This window comes from Vulcaniibacterium gelatinicum (assembly GCF_008033445.1).
GTDB classification, from domain to species: Bacteria; Pseudomonadota; Gammaproteobacteria; order Xanthomonadales; family Xanthomonadaceae; genus Vulcaniibacterium_B; species Vulcaniibacterium_B gelatinicum.
The window spans coordinates 1-18,215 of the sequence record NZ_VNKO01000021.1; the positions used below are offsets into that span (position 1 = coordinate 1).

The following is an 18,215-nucleotide window of genomic DNA, read 5'->3' on the forward strand; positions in this document are numbered from 1 at the left end:
GATCGACGCACACCCGATCAGGTCTACTTCAAACCGCAACCGCAGCCGTTGCCCAAGGCTGCGTAACCCCGGCAGGAATCCACTTATCGAACCGGGCTGAGCTGTTCAAACAAACGGGGCCACCTCTCGGGCGCTCGGTTACAACGTGAGGATCGGTGTTTGATCTGCGGCCGTGGGCGGCGCCCGCAAGGTCCCGATCAACCCACTGTCCCCTGCGCCGGACCGGCCCGCCCTGGCATACCGTCCTTGAAGATTTGAGTCACATCAATCGCCCAGCAGGTCGCTGGATGTTGACTCTTGACTTTCGGCATGTTAGGCGCAATATCTTGCAAAGTCTTGCAAGAATTTCCTCGAGCGAGGCCGCGTGACGACGGAACTTGTGGGGGTGGTATGACAGCGCGCCAGCAGGCGATCTTCACACTCGACGAGTTGGCCGCCTACTTGAAAGTCGGCAAGCGGACGCTTTACCGGCTCGCCTCGCACGGGGAGATTCCGGCCTTCAAGGTCGGCGGGACATGGCGGTTTCGTCAAAGTGAAATCGATCGATGGATCAATGATCAGATCCAAGCAGGCAGAATGAAGGAGGTGATACGCACAGATGAGCAGCCAAAGTCAGCGGAACACTCCGTGTCGTCTGGGCGCGCTGTCCGTCGCCGCAGGCAAACGGAGTGAGCGAGAGTCTTCAATTTTTCTTCTGGAGGTGTGACATGGACATTGATTTCAAGAAATTGGCTCCCTGGAACTGGTTCAAGAAGGAGCAGGAAGAACAACAGAGCACTGCCTCGCTGCCGGTGCAGCGCTATGACCTGCCGGTGGCGGGTGGGCCCGTCAGTCCCCTCCTGCAATTGCATCGCGAGATCGATCGCCTGTTCGACGACGCGTTTCGAGGCTTCGGTTTCCCGACACTGGCCATGCCACGCTGGCCGTCGGAGTGGCCGGGCCTGCTGAAACCGGCGCTGGACATCCAGGAAACCGACAAGCAGTACAAGATTTCTTTGGAGGTTCCCGGCGTAGAGGAAAAGGACATCCAGATCACGCTCGACAACGACGTGCTGCTGGTGCGCGGTGAAAAGCGTCAGGAGCAGGAAAGCAAAGACGGTGGTTTCCACCGGGTGGAGCGCTCCTACGGCAGCTTTCAGCGCGCTCTGAACCTGCCGGCCGATGCCAACCAGGACACGATCAAGGCCGCTTTCAAGAACGGCGTGCTCACGATCACGATGGAAAAGCGCGAGGCCAGTGCCCCCAAGCAGGGGCGCTCGATCCCGATCAACGGTTGACGCCGATCGGCTCGTCCTCCGAAAAAACCAGGTGAAGGTCGAGGCGCCGTGACCTTCGGCGCCTCGTCAAATCAGTCCTCTCAAGGAGCATCAGCATGGTCAGAAAGCAATGCCAAGTCTGCGGCCAGCCCGCCACGGTGCGGGTGGAAGCCAATCTCAATGGTCGCCACAGCACCATGCTGTTGTGTGACGATCACTATCGCCAACTGGTGCGCCAGCAAAAGCGCACCGTCTCACCGCTGGAAGCCTTGTTCGGCTCGCGCAGCGGGCTGTTCGAAGACTTCCTTGGCAGCGACTTCTTCCGCATCGGTGACGACGCGCGGTCCATGGCGGCCGATACCGACGAGGTGGTCGATGCCTCGTTCGGCGAACCCGCCCCGGCCGGTACGGGCACCGCGCGCCGTCGCGGCAGTGGGCTCGCCAGCCGTATCAGCGAACAGTCCGAGGCCCTATTGCAGGAGGCCGCCCGACACGCTGCAGAGTTCGGGCGCGCCGAAGTCGATACCGAACACCTGCTGCTGGCGCTATCCGACAGCGACGTGGTCAAGACCATCCTGGGGCAATTCAAGATCAAGGTCGATGACCTCAAGCGCCAGATCGAATCCGAAGCCAAGCGCGGCGATAAGCCGTTCGAGGGCGAGATCGGCGTGTCGCCCCGGGTCAAGGACGCGCTCAGCCGTGCTTTCGTGGCCTCCAACGAACTCGGCCACTCTTATGTCGGGCCGGAGCATTTCCTGATCGGGCTCGCCGAGGAAGGCGAAGGTTTGGCGGCCAACCTGCTGCGCCGTTACGGCCTCACGCCGCAAGCGCTGCGCCAGCAGGTAAGCAAGGTGGTCGGCAAAGGGGCCGAGGATGGCCGCGCCTCGACGCCGACCAACACGCCGGAACTCGACAAGTATTCGCGCGACCTCACCAAGATGGCGCGCGAGGGCAAGCTCGATCCGGTCATCGGCCGCGCGCAGGAGATCGAGACGACCATCGAAGTGCTGGCCCGGCGCAAGAAGAACAACCCGGTGCTGATCGGCGAGCCCGGCGTCGGCAAGACCGCCATCGTCGAAGGGCTGGCGCAGCGCATGGTCGCCGGCGAAGTGCCCGAGACGCTGCGCGACAAGCGTCTGGTCGAACTCAACATCAACGCCATGGTGGCCGGCGCCAAGTACCGCGGCGAGTTCGAGGAGCGCGTGCAGAAGGTGCTCAAGGAAGTGACCGAGCACCAGGGCGAGCTGATTCTCTTCATCGACGAGGTGCACACCATCGTCGGTGCAGGCCAGGGTGGCGGCGAAGGCGGGCTGGACGTGGCCAACGTGTTCAAGCCGATGATGGCGCGCGGCGAACTGAACCTGATCGGCGCTACCACGCTCAACGAGTATCAGAAGTACATCGAGAAGGACGCCGCGCTGGAGCGTCGCTTCCAGCCGGTGATGGTGCCCGAGCCGACCGTGGCGCAGACCATGATGATCCTGCGCGGCCTGCGCGACACCTTCGAGGCGCACCACAAGGTCAGCATCACCGAGGATGCGATCATCGCCGCCGCCGAGTTGTCCGACCGCTACATCACCGCCCGCTTTCTGCCCGACAAGGCCATCGATCTGCTCGACCAGGCAGCCGCACGCGTGAAGCTGTCGGCCACGGCCCGCCCGGTGGCGGTGCAAGAGCTGGAGTCCGAACTGCACCAGCTGCGGCGTGAGCAGGACTATGTGGCGGCACGCAAGCAGTACGACAAGGCTGCTGAACTTGGCAAGCGCATCGAGGCCAAGGAAGCCGAACTCAAGAAGCTCGTCGAGGAATGGGAACGCGAGCGCGCCTCGGGCAGCGCCGAAGTCAAGGCCGAGCATGTCGCGCAGATCGTCTCGCGCCTGACCGGCATTCCGGTCAACGAGCTGACGGTGGAAGAACGCGAGAAGCTGCTGCATCTGGAGCAGCGGCTGCACGAGCGCCTGGTGGGCCAGGACGAAGCGGTGCGCGCGGTGGCCGATGCCGTGCGGTTGTCGCGCGCGGGCCTGCGCGAAGGCAGCAAGCCGGTGGCGACTTTTCTGTTCCTCGGGCCGACCGGCGTGGGCAAGACCGAGCTCGCCAAGGCGCTGGCCGAGTCCATCTATGGCGATGAAGGTGCGCTGCTGCGCATCGACATGTCCGAGTACGGGGAACGCCATACCGTGGCACGCCTGGTGGGCGCGCCTCCGGGTTATGTGGGCTATGACGAGGGCGGCCAGCTCACCGAGAAGGTGCGTCGCAAGCCCTACAGCGTGTTGCTGCTGGACGAGATCGAGAAGGCTCACCCCGACGTCTACAACATCCTGCTGCAGGTGTTCGACGACGGGCGGCTCACCGACGGCAAGGGCCGGGTGGTGGATTTCACCAATACCATCATCATCGCCACCTCGAACTTGGGCTCGGACATCATCCAGCGTCGGCTGAAGGCCCGTGGCGCCGCCGGCGAGGAATACGAGAAGACCAAGGCCGAGGTGATGGACGTGCTGCGCGGACACTTCCGCCCCGAGTTCCTCAACCGCATCGACGAGATCATCGTCTTCCATGCGCTGGGCAAGGAGGAGATCCGCCATATCGTCGGCCTGCAGCTCGATCGTGTGGCCCGCAACGCCGCCAGCCAGGGCGTGACGCTGACCTTCGATCAGACCTTGATCGATCACTTCGCGGAGGAAGGCTACAAGCCCGAGTTCGGCGCGCGTGAGCTCAAGCGGCTGATCCGCAGCGAGCTGGAGACGGCACTGGCGCGTGAGATGCTGGGTGGCGGTATCGGCAAGGGCGATCACGTCAGCGCCCGCTGGGACGACAAGGCCGAACGGGTGGTCTTCGAGCGCCAGGAGCCACCCGCGAAGCCGGCCGAGCCTGAGAAGCCCGATGCCGCGAACGTGGCCGAGACGCCGCCGAGCGACGCGAGCAAGCCTGCGCGCAAGAAGAAGTCAGCGGGCGGCGAATCTTGAGTCATGGGGAGGCTGTCGTGTCCGACCCCAACGGGCTGACATGGGCAGCCACCCTCGTGTCGCTGGCGGTCGCCATTTCGGCGGCAGGGCACGCGGTCATCTACAAGCGTGACCCTCGATCGGCCACGCTGTGGGTGCTGCTGATCGCGCTGTTGCCGCTGGGCGGTTCGCTGTTGTACTTGCTGTTCGGTATTAACCGCTACCAGCGGCGCGCGCGGCGGCTCTTCCCGGGGGCAGATCCTGCTGTTCAGCAGGACCTGTCGCCCACGATGCCCGAGGCTGTATCGCCGCCGCTTGCCGGTCTGGCCCACCTGGTGGGACGCGCCACCGGCCAGTCGCTGACCGGCGGCAACCGCATCGAGCCGCTCGTCGATGGCGAGCAGGCCTACCCGGCCATGCTCGCCGCCATCGAATCGGCGCGGCACAGCGTCGCGCTGGCTTCGTACATCTTCGACAGCCAAGGCATCGGGGCGCAGTTCGTCGATGCGCTGCGCCGGGCTCATGAGCGCGGCGTGCAAGTGCGGGTGCTGATCGACGACGTCTATGCCCGCTGGAGGCCCCGCAGCGCCTACCGCGCCTTGCAACGCGCCGGTGTTCCGGCGGCGACGTTCAACCCGACGTTGATTCCCGCGCGCCTGCATGCCGCGCATCTGCGCAATCACCGCAAGCTGCTGGTGATCGATGGCGAGACGGGTTTCACCGGCGGCATGAACATCTTCAGCCCGTATTGGCGGCCCGATGCGCCGGAGCAGGCCTGTCACGATTTGCACTTTCGTCTGCGCGGGCCGGTGGTTGCGCATCTGATGCGGTGCTTCACCGATGATTGGTGCGATACCACGGGCGAGCGGCTCAGCAAGGGTTTCTGGGGCGAACCGCCCACAACGGCTGATGAGCAAGGAACCTCTTGGGCGCGCGGCATCGAGGCCGGTCCCGATGAGGCCCTGGACAGGATGCGCTGGACCTTCATGGGCGCTTTGAGCGCGGCGAAGCATTCGGTGCGCATCTGGACACCTTACTTCGTGCCCGATCAGCCGATGATCGCGGCGCTGAGCACGGCCGCGTTGCGCGGCGTGCGCGTCGAGGTGCTGACGCCCGCAAACGGCGACCATCCCACGGTGCAATGGGCCGCGCGCGCCCACTACTGGCAGGTGCTGGAGCACGGTGTACGCATCTTCGAACGGCCTGGCCCGTTCGACCACAGCAAGCTGATGCTGATAGACGGCCAGTGGTGCTGCCTGGGTTCGGCCAATTGGGATGCGCGCAGCCTGCGCCTCAACTTCGAGTTCAATGTGGAGGTGTACGACACCGCGCTGTCTACGCGGCTGGAATCCCTTTTTGATGCCGCCCGTGATGCGTCGGGCGAGATATCGGCGAAGGCGTTGCGCGCCCGCCCGCTGGCCATCCGCTTGCGCGACGGGGTGGCCCGTCTGTTCACCCCCATTCTCTAGCGACACGACTTGCGAGGAACATTGCTCATGGAAAAGAAAGATCAATGGAACATTGGCTACTGGATCGTCGCCGGCCTGTTGCTGCTGACGCTGCAGAACTACTGGCAGGCGGCCAAGACCGTCGAGCCCGTGCCCTACAGCGAATTCGAGAAGGCGCTGGCCGAGGGGCGCATCGCCGAAGTGCTGGTGTCGGACCGCACGGTCACCGGGCGCCTGAAATCGCCGGACAGCCAGGGCAAGACCACCATCGTGGCCACCCGTGTCGAACCCGACCTGGCCGAGCGGCTGTCCAAGTACGACGTGCCTTACGCGCGGGTGGTGGAAAACACCTGGCTACGTGATGTGCTCTCCTGGATTCTGCCGGCGGTGGCCTTCTTCGGCGTCTGGTTCTTCCTGTTCCGCCGCTTCGCCGAGAAGCAGGGCATGGGCGGCTTCCTGAGCATCGGCAAGAGCCGCGCCAAGGTGTTCATGGAGAAGAACACTGGCGTGACCTTTGCCGATGTCGCTGGCGTCGATGAAGCCAAGGCGGAGTTGGTTGAGATCGTCGATTTCCTCAAGAATCCGCAGGAGTATGGACGGCTCGGGGCGCGCATCCCGAAAGGTGTGTTGCTGGTTGGCCCGCCCGGCACGGGCAAGACCCTGCTGGCCAAGGCCGTGGCGGGCGAGGCCGGGGTACCGTTCTTTTCCATCTCAGGCTCGGAGTTCGTCGAGATGTTCGTCGGCGTGGGTGCAGCGCGCGTGCGCGACCTGTTCGAGCAGGCCCGCGGGCAGGCGCCGGCCATCATCTTCATCGACGAGCTCGATGCGCTGGGCCGCGCGCGCGGCGTCGGCGGCCCCATCGGCGGCCACGACGAGCGCGAGCAGACCCTCAACCAGCTGCTCACCGAGATGGACGGCTTCGACAGCTCGGTCGGGCTGATCATCCTCGCCGCCACCAACCGCCCCGAAATCCTCGACCAGGCGCTGCTGCGCGCCGGTCGCTTCGACCGTCAGGTGCTGGTGGACCGGCCCGACAAGAAGGGGCGGCTGGACATCCTGAAGGTTCATGTCAAGAAGGTGACGCTGGCCCAGGATGTAGACCTCGAACAGGTAGCCGCGCTGACCACGGGCTTTTCGGGTGCAGACCTCGCGAACCTGGTCAACGAGGCCGCGCTGGCCGCGACCCGGCGCAAAGCGTCCGCCGTGGAGTTGCAGGACTTCACCGCCGCCATCGAGCGCATCGTGGCGGGCCTGGAGAAGAAGAACCGCGTGCTCAATCCCAAGGAGCGGGAAACCGTGGCCTATCACGAGATGGGGCATGCGCTGGTGGCGCTGGCGCTGCCCGGCACCGACCCCGTGCACAAGATCTCGATCATCCCGCGCGGCATCGGCGCGCTGGGCTACACGCTGCAACGCCCCACCGAAGACCGCTTCCTGATGACGCGCGCCGACCTGGAGCACAAGATCGCCGTGCTGTTGGGCGGGCGCGCCGCAGAGAAGTTGGTGTTTGGCGAACTGTCGACCGGTGCCGCAGACGATCTGGCGCGGGCCACCGACATCGCGCGCGACATGATCACCCGCTTTGGCATGGACGAGGGACTCGGCTACATCGCGTTTGAGGCGCAGCGGCCGCGTTTTCTCGACGTCCCCGAGCTGGCCCAAGGTGGTTGCCGGGTGGCGGAATCCACCCAGGCGCGCATCGATCAGGCGATCCGCGACATCGTGATGGGCGTGTTCGAGCGCGCCTACCGGATTCTCGATACCAACCGCGCGGTGCTGGAGCGCTGCGCGCGCGAACTGCTGGCGCGGGAAACCCTGGACGAAAACGACATCCGTCAGCTGACCCAGGGGCTGAAGTCCGAATCCCGCGAGTCGGCGCCCCCCCAGTCCGAAACCTCACTCTCTACATCCCAAGGGGCCACACCATGAGCGAACACCTTCACATCGTCTGCCCGCATTGCCAGTCCATCAACCGTGTGCCGGCCGCCAAGCTCGCGGATCAACCTAACTGTGGCCGCTGCCAGCAGCCCTTGTTCACGGGCGAGCCCATCGAGTTGACCACGGCGACATTCGGGCGCCACGTGGAGCGCAGCGATCTTCCTTTGCTTGTCGATTTCTGGGCGCCGTGGTGCGGGCCTTGCAAGATGATGGCACCGCAGTTTCAGCAAGCGGCGCGCCAGCTCGAACCCTGGATCAGGCTGGCGAAGGTGAACACCGAGGCTGAGCCGCACCTGGCCGCGCAGTTCGGTATCCGCAGCATTCCGACGCTGGCCCTGTTCCAAGGTGGGCGGGAGATCGGGCGTCAGGCGGGCGCCATGGGCGCGCAGGACATCGTGCGCTGGGCAAAGGCGCAGGTTGGGCGCTGATCGATGCAGAGCCTGCTGAGCGTCACGCTGATATTGCTAGTGGGGTGCAGTGTGGCGGCCGTGGTGACGGCTGCGTTCAGAGTACCCACCTTGCTGGGTTATCAGCAGTCCTTTGCCGCAGCCCTTGGGTTGACGGAACAGGTAATGTCGGCGCTGGACATGCCGGCCGAGATAGTCGAACGAAACATCAGTGCAATGCGCCATCGTCCCGACAGCGACAATTTCGCATGGAGTCCATCTGCATGAAGTCAACAGGCCGCAATCCATTTCAGGTCTTGCGTGACCAATGGGCCGTCATGAGTTTATACGAGCGCTTCGAGCAGGTCGTCGCCCTCGTGCTGTCGGCGGTGATTGCCGTCATCATCGTGGTGTCGCTGTTCCAGCTCATCTCTATCGTCTTCACGCTGCTGGTCCTCGATGCCTTCAATCCCCTGGACCACAAGGTGTTCCAGAGCGTGTTCGGCATGATCATGACGCTCTTGATCGCGATGGAGTTCAAACATTCCATCGTGCGCGTGGCGCTGCGCCGGGACAGCATCATCCAGGTCAAGACCGTGATCCTCATCGGCCTGATTGCGCTGGCGCGCAAGTTCGTGATCCTCGACCCCGAGGCCAGCCCTGGCAAGATCGCCGCGCTTGCAGGAGCCACACTGGCGCTCGGTGTCACTTACTGGTTGATGCGCGAGCGCGACGACCGTGCCGCCGAGACATCTGAGCATGACCCGTCATCATCCCAGTGACCCGCGCGGCGTTGTTGCAACACCGCTGGCTCAACCGCCTGCAGACCGGGCTGTTGGTCCTGACCCTGGTCGGGATCGCAGCCGCCGCAGGAAGCCTGCTGTTCGGGGAAAGCGGCCTGTGGCTCGCGCTGTTTGCAGTTGCAGGCACGTTGTTGCTGGAACCGGCAGCCGCATCCGCCTTGACCTTGCGCCTGTACCGCGCACGGGCTTTGCGCCCGCACGAAGCCCCGGAAATTTGGGCCCTGTTGCGCGAGCTGTCCGCCCGTGCCGGTTTGCCCGCCACGCCGGTGCCGCACTACGTGCCCAGTGCCGTCGTCAACGCCTTCGCCACCGGCTCGAAGCAGCATGCATCGATCGCCCTCACCGATGGCCTGCTGCGCAACCTGAGTCCGCGCGAACTGGCGGGTGTGCTAGCGCACGAGGTCGCGCACATCGCTAATGAGGATATGCGTGTCATGGGGCTGGCGGATTCCGTCAGTCGCCTCACGAGCCTGCTGGCTATGGTCGGACAGATCGCTATTGTGTTCAGCTTGCCCGCACTGCTGGCCGGCGCGGTGGCGGTCAATTGGCCTGGACTGCTTCTGCTGGCCGCCTCGCCCCAGCTGGCCCTGCTCGCACAGCTCGGCTTGTCTCGCGTGCGTGAGTTCGACGCTGACCGCCTCGCGGCGGAACTGACCGGCGACCCGCAAGGGCTGGCGTCCGCGCTGGCGAAAATCGAGCGGGTCAGCCGCTCCTGGCGTGCCTGGCTGTGGCCGGGATGGGGCAATCCCGAGCCTTCCTGGTTGCGCACGCATCCGGCAACGCAAGATCGCATCTCACGCCTGCTGACGTTGGCGCCTGGACCAGCAACAGCCTTGCCGTTTCACGCGCCCCATTTCTTGCCGGAATCCGCTGTGACGCCGCGCCCGCCGCGCTGGCGCCCGAGCGGGCTATGGCGCTGATTGTCTATCAACAGGAGACTTCTCATGGCCTACCCTGACCCGTACCCACGCCCCGCACCGGATCCCTTCATCCGGCGCTGGCTCTTCATCACCGCGTGTATTGCCACGCTCATGCTGCTGTGGCAGTTCCTGCCCGCCATCGAAGCCTGGTTCAGCCCGCGCCAAGCCGCTGAGCGCACCGTCACGCCGCGTGGCGATCTGGCCGCTGACGAACAGGCCACCATCGAACTGTTCGAAAAATCACGCGCCTCGGTGGTCTACATCACCACCGCGCAGCTGGTGCGCGACGTCTGGACGCGCAATGTCTTCTCCGTGCCGCGCGGGACGGGTTCGGGTTTCATCTGGGATGACGCCGGTCATGTCGTTACCAACTTTCATGTGATTCAGGGGGCGTCGGAGGCCACTGTCAAACTGGCCGACGGCCGCGATTACCAAGCCGCGCTGGTCGGCGTGAGTCCGGCCCACGATATCGCGGTGCTCAAAATCGGCGTCGGTTTCCAGCGCCCGCCCGCCGTTCCGGTCGGCACCAGCGCAGACCTCAAGGTGGGACAAAAGGTATTCGCCATCGGCAACCCCTTCGGCCTGGATTGGACACTCACCACCGGCATCGTGTCCGCGCTCGATCGATCGCTGCCCGGGGAATCTGGCGGAGTGACCATCGAACACCTGATTCAAACCGATGCCGCCATCAACCCCGGCAACTCGGGTGGGCCGTTGCTCGATTCGGCCGGCCGCCTGATCGGCATCAACACAGCGATCTACAGCCCTTCCGGTGCATCGGCGGGGATCGGCTTCGCCGTGCCGGTGGACACGGTCATGCGTGTGGTGCCACAACTCATCAAGACCGGCAAATACATCCGTCCGGCGCTTGGGATCGAGGTAGACGAGCAGCTCAACCGCCGATTGCAGGCGCTGACCGGCACCCAAGGCGTGTTTGTGCTCCGCGTCGCCCCTGGCTCAGCGGCGCAAAAGGCGGGGCTGAGCGGTATCACCGTTGGCCCCGAAGGTATCGTGCCGGGAGACCGCATCACAGGCATAGACGGCGCTCCCGTCGACGATGTCGCCAAACTGCTCGCACGGCTTGACGAGCGAAAGGTAGGAGATGTTGTGGTCTTGTCAGTTGAGCGGGCCGGTAAACCACGGGAAGTGCGCGTGGAGTTGCAACCTGGCGCCTGATCTGGAGTTGAGGACTTCTGGGGATCAAGCGGCGCAGCGGGCGCAAGCTGATCACGCTGCCGAACGGCGAAACCGCTCCCGTAAGGCCGTGGGATATGACACCGACGCCGCTCCAGTTGGCGCTGGCCAGGGGGCACCGCTGGCTGGCCATGCTGGAGTCGGGGAAAGCGACGTCACTGAAGGAGATCGCCGCGCGGGAGGAGATCGACAACAGCTACGTGAGCCGGATGGTCAACCTGACCACGCTGGCGCCGGACATCGTGGCCGCGATCCTGGACGATACGCTGCCGAATCACGTCACCCTGTTTGATCTGGCGTCGGGGACGCCGCTGTTGTGGGATGAGCAGCGAGCCATCATCGATCGCTGATTGCCGCCGGCTCTGACCCTTCAGCCTGCGCGCCGTCCGTTCAGGCCGCCGTGGGGATCCCGTGTGAACAGGCCAGGCACGCCACCTGCGCGTGCCGGAAGGCCCGCCCGGCACCCCGCGCCGGGCGGGAGGAGCGCGGCTTCAGGGCAGCGGCAGCGGCTCGTCGCGCCAGATGGCCACGTGCGGCACGCCGTCGGCGCCGATCCAGCCGCGGTACATGCCGCCGGTGTTGAACGGGAAGGCGGCCTTGCCCTGCGCGTCCAGGGCAATCGCGCCGCCGTCGCCGCCGGCCTGCGGGACCAGCCGGTTGATGACCTCGTCGGCGGCGCGGGCCAGGCTGCTGCCGGACAGGCGCACGCGCGCGCAGATCTCGTGCGCGGCGGCGGTGCGGATGTAGAACTCGCCCCAGCCGGTGCCGGACACGGCGCAGCGTGCGTCGGCCCAGGTGCCGGCGCCGATGATCGGCGAGTCACCCACGCGGCCGTAGCGCTTGTTGGTCATGCCGCCGGTGGAGGTGCCGGCGGCCAGGCGGCCATCGGCGTCCAGCGCCACCGCGCCCACCGTGCCGAAGTAGGCCCTGGCCGGTGCGTCCGAGTGCAGCGCGTGCGGCTTGCTGTCGTCCTGCAGCGCCTGCTGCAACTGGCGCCAGCGCTTCTCGGTGCGGAAGTAGGACGGATCCACCAGGGCGATGCCCTGTTCCCTGGCGAACTGCTCGGCGCCGTCGCCGACCATCATCACGTGGCGCGACTTTTCCATGATCGCCCGCGCCAGGGTGATCGGGTTGCGCACGCGGTGCAGGCCCGCCGCCGCGCCGGCGCGGCCGCTGGCACCGTCCATGATCGAGGTGTCCAGCTCGTTGCGGCCGTCGTGGGTGAACACCGCGCCGCGCCCGGCGTTGAACATCGGCGCGTCCTCCAGCACGGTCACCGCCGCGGTCACCGCGTCCAGCGCCGGCATGCCGGCCTGCAGCCGCGCGTAGCCGGCGCGCAGCGCCTCGGCCAGCGCCGCGCGCGCGGCCTGCTCCTCCTCCGCGGTGAGATCGCCCGGCTCCACGCCGGCGCCGCCGTGGACCACCAGCAGCGGCCGGTCCAGGGCCACCAGCACGCCGTCACGCACCGCAAAGTCGCGCCGCGCCAGCGGGTTCTCCACCTCGCCCGAGGGCAGGTGCAGCACCGAATCCGGGCCGGCCACCAGCACCTGCACCCGTTCCTGGCGCATCGGTGCGTCCTGCGCCTGCGCGGCCAGCGGGCCGCGCACGACGGTGGCGCCGGCGCCCGGCGCGGAGGCGTACACGCGCGCGCGGCCGTCGGCTTCCACCGCCACCGCCGCGTCCTCGTCCACGCCCAGCCCCAGCAGCGGCCGGCCGGCCATGGCCTCGGCCTTGGCCAGGAAGGCCAGCAGCCGGCCCAGGCGGTCGCGTTCGCCGAAGTGGGTGTCGGTGAGCACGCCCTCGAGCAGGGCCAGGCGCAGGAAGCCGGTCTCGATGGTGATCGCATCGCCCAGCGGATCGGCCAGAGCCTGCGGGCTGGTGATGCTGCCGCCGTCCATCGCCCCGTACAGGTACTCGCCCAGGATTGCCAGGCCGGCGCTGGTGCCGCCCAGCGGCTTGCCGGCGCGCACGTGCGCCTCCAGCGCCGCGGCCACCGGCGTGCCGCGCCAGAAGCGCACGTAGCGCGCTTGGTCGCCGCCGGCGATGAAGATGCCGTCGGCGCGCCTGAGCGCGCGCAGCACGGCGCGGTCGTAGGCCGCCGCGCGGTCGTGGAACACGAAGGTCTCCACCGAGGCGATGCCGCCGACCTCGTTGTGGAACTCCTCGCCGATCTCCCCGCCCTGGGAGGCGCGCAGGACCACGATGTGGCCATGGCCGGCCTTGGCCGTGAACCAGCGCAGGGCGTCGTGGTTGCGGTCGCCGCCGCCCATCAGCAGCAGACCGGGCTGCACCTTGCCGGGCGTCCTGGCCGTGCGGTCGCCGACCAGGTAATGCCCGTACTCGGCCGCCGCCGCCGAGGCGGCCAGCGCCCAGGCCAGGGCCAGCCCGGCCAGCTTCCACACCGTACCCACGCGTCTGCTCATCGCACCTGCTCCCACAACGGATCCGTCCGCGGCACCGTGCCGCGGCCTGCACCAAGGTACTAGACGAACCGGCGCGCGCATGCCCCCATCGCTGGGCTAGAGTGCGGCCATGCTCAACGACCTCGACGCATGGTTCGTCCGCGAGATCCTGGTGCACGAGCGCGCGCTGGCCGGATACCTGCAGCGCTGCTGGCCGCACCGCGACGAGCTGCACGACCTGCGCCAGGAGGTCTACGCGCGGGTCTACGAGGCCGCCCGCCGCGAACGCCCGGCCTCGCCGCGGGCGTTCCTGTTCGCCACCGCGCGCCACCTGATGACCGACCGGGTGCGCCGCAGCCGGGTGGTGTCGATCGAGCCGATGGGGGATTTCGAGTCCTCGAACGTCTACCCCATCGACGAGCTCTGCCCCGAGCGCTGGACCGGCGGCCGCCAGGCGCTGCGGCGCCTGGTGGAGGCGCTGGACGCGCTGCCGGACCGCTGCCGCGAGGTGGTGTGGCTGCGACGGGTGGAGGAGCTGCCGCAGCAGGAGGTCGCGCGGCGGCTGGGCATCAATGGGAGGACCGTGGAGAAGCACCTGGCCAAGGGCATGCGCCTGATCGCCGACCACCTGTTCGGCGGCGACCCGGCGCGTGGGCGCGGGGCGCCGGCCGCAGCCGCGCCCCTGGAGGAAGGCCATGGACGACAGCAGGACGATTGAGCGCACCGCCGCGCAGTGGCTGGCGCGGCGCGAATCGGGCGCGTGGAGCGCGCGCGACCAGCAGGCCCTGGAGGCCTGGCTGGAGCAGCGCACCGAGCACCGCGTGGCCTGGCTGCGCCTGCATGCGGTCTGGGAGCAGGCCGGGCGCCTGCGCGCGCTGGCCGCGGGCCTGCCGCCGGGCCAGGTGCCCGAGCGCGGCCGCTGGGCTGCCGGCGACGGAGCCCCGGCCGCATCGCCGGTGCCCGATCTGCGCGCGCTGCGCTTCGCCCCGCGCCCCCCGTCCCGGCCCGCGCGCTGGCCGCGGCGGCTGGCCGCCTGCCTGGCGCTGGCGGTGGCCGCCGGCGCGGGCTGGGGCGCCTGGCAGCTGTCCGGCCGGCAGCAGGCCCACTACGCCAGCGCGGTTGGCCAGGTGCGGGAGGTGGCGCTGGCCGACGGCTCGCGCGCCACGCTCAGCAGCGGCACCCGCCTGGCCGTGTACCTGGACCGCGGCCAGCGCCGGGTGGTGCTGGAGCAGGGCGAGGCCCTGTTCGAGGTGGCGCGCGACCCGGCACGCCCGTTCGCGGTGGAGGCCGGCGGCTACCGCGCCGTCGCGGTGGGCACCCGCTACGCGGTGAGGCGCGAGGCCGGGGCGCTGCGGGTGGTGGTGACCGAGGGCAGGGTGCGCCTGGAGGACCTGCCCGGCGCCGGCGCGCCGCGGCCGGTGTCGCTGCTGCCGGCCGGCAGCGTGGCCACCGCCGGCGGAGACGGGGTGCTGGTGCGCAGCCTGCCGGTGGAGGAGGCGCAGCGCTACCTGGAGTGGCGCGACGGCTTCCTGGTCTTCGACGACACGCCGCTGGAACAGGCGGCGGCCGAGTTCAACCGCTTCAACCTGCGCCGCCTGGAGCTGGCCGATCCGGCGGTGGCGCAGCTGCGGATCGGCGGCCACTTCCGCTGGTCCGGGCTGGACGCCTTCGTCGGGCTGCTGGAGCAGGGCTTCCCGGTGCGCGCCGAGCGGCACCCGGACCGGATCGTGCTGTACGCGCGCTGACGCTTCCCCGGGATGGGGGCAACGGCCGCCTCGTTCGTCACAGCAGGATGGGCGTGCCGTCCCGGCACGGGAGAGAAAGAACCGATGCATGCGCCCTCGCGTGTCCTGTTGCTGACCCTGGCCTGTTCGGTCGCCCTGGCGGCCCAGGCGCAGGCCCGTTCCACCACCATCGATGTGCCCGCCGGCGACCTGGCGGCCGCCCTCAACGACCTGGCCCGCCAGTCCGGCACCCAGCTGGTGTACCGGGCCGAGGACCTGAAGGGTCGCCGCACCGCCGGGGTGCGCGGCGCCACTTCCGCCGACCAGGCGCTGGAGCAGCTGCTGCGCGGCAGCGGCCTGGTCGCCCGCCGCGACCAGGCCAGCGGCGCGGTGCTGGTGGCGCGGGTGGAACCGCCGGCGCGGCGCCGCGCCCCGGCGCCGCAGGCGCAGGAGGCTTCCGCCGGCAGCGCCCCGGCCGAGGAGCCGGTGGTGGAGATCGACACGGTCACGGTGACCGGTTCGCGCATCCCGCGCGCGCAGATCGAGGGCCCGGCGCCGATCACCGTGGTCACCGCCGAGCAGATCCAGGCCAACGGCTTTACCACCGTGCCGGACATCCTGCGCAGCCTGACCCAGAACAGCGGCGAAACCCAGAGCCAGCAGTCGGCCAGCGGCGCCGACTTTTCGCCCGGCGCGCAGCAGGTGGACCTGCGTGGCCTCGGCCCCAACCACACCCTGGTGCTGGTCAACGGCCGCCGCATCGCCGATTTCCCGCTGCCGTTCAAGGGCCGCAGCAACTTCACCGACATCTCCAACATCCCGGTGGCGATGATCGAGCGGGTGGAGGTGCTGACCGGCAGCGCCTCGGCCATCTACGGCTCGGACGCGATCTCCGGCGTGGTCAATTTCATCCTCAAGAAGAAGGCCGACGGCACCATCGTCGACATGCGCCTGGGCACCACGACCGAAGGCGGCGGCGAGTCGTTCGATGCCAGCCTGGTCAGCGGCTTCGAGCGCGGCCGCCTGGGCGGCGTGTACAGCGTCGACCTGGTCTCGCAGGTGCCGCTGTGGGCCTACGAGCGCGACATCCAGGACTCGACCCGGGACGCGCCCACCGCCAACACCCGCATCGCCCGCCGTGCCTACCTGCGCACCGACTGGTGGGACGACTACATCGACCCGGGCCAGGCCACCTGCGACGCGCTGTCCGGGCAGAACGGCGGCACCACCTACTACGCCTACCGGCCGCGCTACGGCTACTACTGCGGCAGCGACGAGTCGATCGGCTACGGCACCATCCTCAGCAAGCGCCGCGGCGTGAATGGCTATGCCTCGCTGAACTACGACTTCGGCAACGGCCACCAGTGGTTCGCCGACGTGCAGGCCGGCCACCACCAGGTCGAGCTGTTCCGCGACGTGACCTCGTGGAGCCACATGGGCGCCGACGGCAACGAGGAGGGCTACTTCTTCAACCGGGCCACCGGCCAGGTGGAGTACTGGCAGCGCCAGTTCTCGCCGGAGGAGATCGGCGGCCTGGACCGCAACATGATCGAAACCACGCAGAAGACCTTCGGCCTGACCACCGGCTTCAAGGGCAGGCTGGGCGAGGCGTGGGACTACGAGGCCTCGCTGAGCTGGTCGCAGTACAAGGCGAGGATCAGCTGGCCGCAGATCGTCGCCGCGCGCGCCAACGAGCTGTTCCTCGGCCCGCAGCTGGGCGTGGACGACGACGGCTTCCCGGTGTTCGACGCCGACCCGTCGCGCCTGTACCGGCCGCTCAGCCGCGCCGAGTACGACAGCATCGCCGCGCGCACGGTCTACCACCCGCAGTCGGAGACGGCGACCCTGGCGGCGACGGTGAGCACCGCCGACCTGTTCGCGCTGCCCGGCGGCGATGCCGGCTTCGCCGCCACGGTCGAGTACGGCCACCAGAGCTACGACCTCAACCCCGACCCGCTGGCGACGCAGTACTACTATTACAGCTGGAAGGATTCCGACGGCCACGGCAGCCGCAACCGCTGGGCCACCGCCGCCGAGCTGCGCCTGCCGCTGCACGACACCCTCAACCTGAGCCTGGCCGGCCGCTACGACCAGTACCGCTACGCCGGCAACTCGGTGGGCAAGGCCACCTGGAGCGCGGGCCTGGAGTGGCGCCCGGTCGAGAGCCTGCTGCTGCGCGGCTCCTACGGTACCGCCTTCCGCGCCGCCGACCTGCACTACGTCTTCGCCGGCACCGGCAACGACGAGACCTCGGGCATCGACTACTACTGGTGCCTGGTGGACGGGGCCGACGACTGCTCCGACTACGAGGAGGGCCTGATCCGCACCCGCGCCGGCAACCGCGAGCTGGGGCCGGAGACCAGCACCTCCTGGACCGCCGGCTTCGTGTGGTCGCCGCTGGAAGGCCTGGACCTGTCGGCCGACTGGTTCGACATCGACATGCGCGACCAGGTGCAGGACATGAGCGTGGACGCGATCCTGCGCGACGAGGCCGCCTGCCGCCTGGGCAGCCTGGACCCGGCCTCGCCGACCTGCGTGGACGCGCTGGCGCGGGTGTCCCGCAGCGCCACCAGCGGCGCGCTGTACGGCATCCACGTCAGCCCGATCAACGTCGCCCGCGAGCGCACCCGCGGCGTCGACGTGGCCGCGCGCTACCGTCTGGAGACCGGCATCGGCCGCTTCACCCTCACCTTCAACCACACCTGGGTGAAGGAGCACGAGTTCCAGCAGTTCCCGGGCGATCCGGTCGAGGACCAGTTCGCCATCAACAGCGGCTTCGACATCCCGCGGACCAAGAGCAACGCCAGCATCGGCTGGGATCGCGGTCCGTGGACGGTGACGCTGTATGGCTCGCGCCTGGGCCGGTTGCCGAACGGCTGGTCGTACAACCAGGTGTGGGAGGAGGGCGACCCGGGTCCGTGGATCCCGGCGACCTACCGCTACAACGCCTCGGCGCAGTTCCGCTTCAACGACCACTCGCGCCTGAGCCTGGCCATCACCAACCTGGCCAACAAGATGCCGCCGAAGGATCCGACCTACACGGCGTATCCGTACTACGACATCGCCTGGTTCGACTCGGTGGGCCGGCAGATCCACCTGCAGTTCACCCACCGCTTCGGCGGCAGCAGACCGTAGGCGCCGCCCGGGAGGGCATGGGCGCCGCGGTCCCGGCCGCGGCGCCTTTCCGTGCGCCGCAGCG

At 68.1% G+C, this 18,215-nt stretch carries 15 protein-coding genes and 1 pseudogene; 14 read left to right on the forward strand and 2 right to left on the reverse strand.

Features of this window, described 5'->3' with window-relative positions; translation table 11 throughout:
- Nucleotides 1-390 precede the first annotated feature (390 nt).
- The 11 genes from FPV26_RS11225 to FPV26_RS11275 all read left to right on the forward strand — a co-directional run bounded on the left by FPV26_RS11225 (nt 391) and on the right by FPV26_RS11275 (nt 11,240).
- Nucleotides 391-672 carry a helix-turn-helix domain-containing protein gene (locus tag FPV26_RS11225; protein WP_147653978.1) on the forward strand — a complete coding sequence of 94 codons (282 nt, stop codon included), beginning with the start codon at nt 391-393 and terminating at the stop codon, nt 670-672.
- 35 nt (nt 673-707) lie between these two features.
- Complete coding sequence (locus FPV26_RS11230) at nt 708-1,277, forward strand: Hsp20/alpha crystallin family protein (protein ID WP_147653979.1); 570 nt, start codon at nt 708-710, stop codon at nt 1,275-1,277.
- 95 nt (nt 1,278-1,372) lie between these two features.
- Nucleotides 1,373-4,222 carry a heat shock survival AAA family ATPase ClpK gene (gene clpK, locus FPV26_RS11235; RefSeq protein ID WP_147653980.1) on the forward strand — a complete coding sequence of 950 codons (2,850 nt, stop codon included), beginning with the start codon at nt 1,373-1,375 and terminating at the stop codon, nt 4,220-4,222.
- A gap of 17 nt (nt 4,223-4,239) precedes the next feature.
- Nucleotides 4,240-5,670, forward strand: a complete 1,431-nt coding sequence (gene cls, locus FPV26_RS11240; protein WP_147653981.1) for a cardiolipin synthase — start codon at nt 4,240-4,242, stop codon at nt 5,668-5,670.
- A gap of 27 nt (nt 5,671-5,697) precedes the next feature.
- Complete coding sequence (gene ftsH / locus FPV26_RS11245) at nt 5,698-7,578, forward strand: ATP-dependent zinc metalloprotease FtsH (protein ID WP_147653982.1); 1,881 nt, start codon at nt 5,698-5,700, stop codon at nt 7,576-7,578.
- The gene (trx-GI, locus tag FPV26_RS11250) at nt 7,575-8,015 is read left to right on the forward strand and encodes a heat resistance system thioredoxin Trx-GI (protein WP_033980488.1); all 441 of its coding nucleotides are present in this window, start codon (nt 7,575-7,577) and stop codon (nt 8,013-8,015) included. Before ftsH ends, trx-GI begins: the two co-directional genes overlap by 4 nt.
- Before the next feature lie 3 nt (nt 8,016-8,018).
- On the forward strand, nt 8,019-8,261 hold the full coding sequence (locus FPV26_RS11255) for a hypothetical protein (protein ID WP_220429096.1): 243 nt from the start codon (nt 8,019-8,021) through the stop codon (nt 8,259-8,261).
- Entirely contained in the window at nt 8,258-8,755 is a 498-nt protein-coding gene (psiE-GI, locus tag FPV26_RS11260; protein ID WP_147654023.1) for a heat resistance protein PsiE-GI, read from the forward strand. Before FPV26_RS11255 ends, psiE-GI begins: the two co-directional genes overlap by 4 nt.
- Nucleotides 8,752-9,696: a zinc metalloprotease HtpX gene (locus tag FPV26_RS11265; RefSeq protein WP_246109278.1), complete on the forward strand. Its 945-nt coding sequence runs from the start codon at nt 8,752-8,754 to the stop codon at nt 9,694-9,696. Before psiE-GI ends, FPV26_RS11265 begins: the two co-directional genes overlap by 4 nt.
- A 24-nt stretch (nt 9,697-9,720) precedes the next feature.
- Nucleotides 9,721-10,872 carry a S1C family serine protease gene (locus FPV26_RS11270; RefSeq protein ID WP_147653984.1) on the forward strand — a complete coding sequence of 384 codons (1,152 nt, stop codon included), beginning with the start codon at nt 9,721-9,723 and terminating at the stop codon, nt 10,870-10,872.
- A gap of 95 nt (nt 10,873-10,967) precedes the next feature.
- Nucleotides 10,968-11,240, forward strand: a complete 273-nt coding sequence (locus FPV26_RS11275) for a hypothetical protein (protein WP_220429088.1) — start codon at nt 10,968-10,970, stop codon at nt 11,238-11,240.
- Between the two features lie 141 nt (nt 11,241-11,381).
- On the opposite strand, the gene FPV26_RS12875 is transcribed toward FPV26_RS11275, so the two are convergent.
- Together FPV26_RS12875 and FPV26_RS12880 are read right to left on the reverse strand one after the other, a co-directional pair.
- Complete coding sequence (locus FPV26_RS12875; RefSeq protein WP_246109280.1) at nt 11,382-12,377, reverse strand: isoaspartyl peptidase/L-asparaginase family protein; 996 nt, start codon at nt 12,375-12,377, stop codon at nt 11,382-11,384.
- 180 nt (nt 12,378-12,557) lie between these two features.
- Nucleotides 12,558-13,394, reverse strand: a pseudogene (locus FPV26_RS12880) (cyanophycinase); the annotation flags it as partial.
- Between the two features lie 28 nt (nt 13,395-13,422).
- Here FPV26_RS12880 and FPV26_RS11285 point away from each other — a divergent pair.
- The 3 genes from FPV26_RS11285 to FPV26_RS11295 all read left to right on the forward strand — a co-directional run bounded on the left by FPV26_RS11285 (nt 13,423) and on the right by FPV26_RS11295 (nt 18,151).
- Nucleotides 13,423-14,010 (forward strand): RNA polymerase sigma factor, encoded by a 588-nt coding sequence (locus FPV26_RS11285; protein WP_147653986.1) that lies wholly within the window; start codon nt 13,423-13,425, stop codon nt 14,008-14,010.
- On the forward strand, nt 13,988-15,037 hold the full coding sequence (locus FPV26_RS11290) for a FecR family protein (RefSeq protein WP_147653987.1): 1,050 nt from the start codon (nt 13,988-13,990) through the stop codon (nt 15,035-15,037). Before FPV26_RS11285 ends, FPV26_RS11290 begins: the two co-directional genes overlap by 23 nt.
- An 84-nt stretch (nt 15,038-15,121) precedes the next feature.
- Nucleotides 15,122-18,151: a TonB-dependent receptor gene (locus tag FPV26_RS11295; protein ID WP_147653988.1), complete on the forward strand. Its 3,030-nt coding sequence runs from the start codon at nt 15,122-15,124 to the stop codon at nt 18,149-18,151.
- The last annotated feature ends 64 nt before the right edge of the window (nt 18,152-18,215 follow it).

Coding starts and splice junctions, on each gene's coding strand:
- FPV26_RS11275 (WP_220429088.1), top strand. CDS start 10,968: ATGACACCGACGCCGCTCCAGTTGGCGCTGGCCAGGGGGCACCGCTGG.
- FPV26_RS11270 (WP_147653984.1), top strand. CDS start 9,721: ATGGCCTACCCTGACCCGTACCCACGCCCCGCACCGGATCCCTTCATC.
- FPV26_RS11255 (WP_220429096.1), top strand. CDS start 8,019: ATGCAGAGCCTGCTGAGCGTCACGCTGATATTGCTAGTGGGGTGCAGT.
- FPV26_RS11295 (WP_147653988.1), top strand. CDS start 15,122: ATGCATGCGCCCTCGCGTGTCCTGTTGCTGACCCTGGCCTGTTCGGTC.
- FPV26_RS11285 (WP_147653986.1), top strand. CDS start 13,423: ATGCTCAACGACCTCGACGCATGGTTCGTCCGCGAGATCCTGGTGCAC.
- FPV26_RS11290 (WP_147653987.1), top strand. CDS start 13,988: ATGGACGACAGCAGGACGATTGAGCGCACCGCCGCGCAGTGGCTGGCG.
- FPV26_RS11225 (WP_147653978.1), top strand. CDS start 391: ATGACAGCGCGCCAGCAGGCGATCTTCACACTCGACGAGTTGGCCGCC.
- trx-GI (WP_033980488.1), top strand. CDS start 7,575: ATGAGCGAACACCTTCACATCGTCTGCCCGCATTGCCAGTCCATCAAC.
- clpK (WP_147653980.1), top strand. CDS start 1,373: ATGGTCAGAAAGCAATGCCAAGTCTGCGGCCAGCCCGCCACGGTGCGG.
- FPV26_RS11230 (WP_147653979.1), top strand. CDS start 708: ATGGACATTGATTTCAAGAAATTGGCTCCCTGGAACTGGTTCAAGAAG.
- psiE-GI (WP_147654023.1), top strand. CDS start 8,258: ATGAAGTCAACAGGCCGCAATCCATTTCAGGTCTTGCGTGACCAATGG.
- ftsH (WP_147653982.1), top strand. CDS start 5,698: ATGGAAAAGAAAGATCAATGGAACATTGGCTACTGGATCGTCGCCGGC.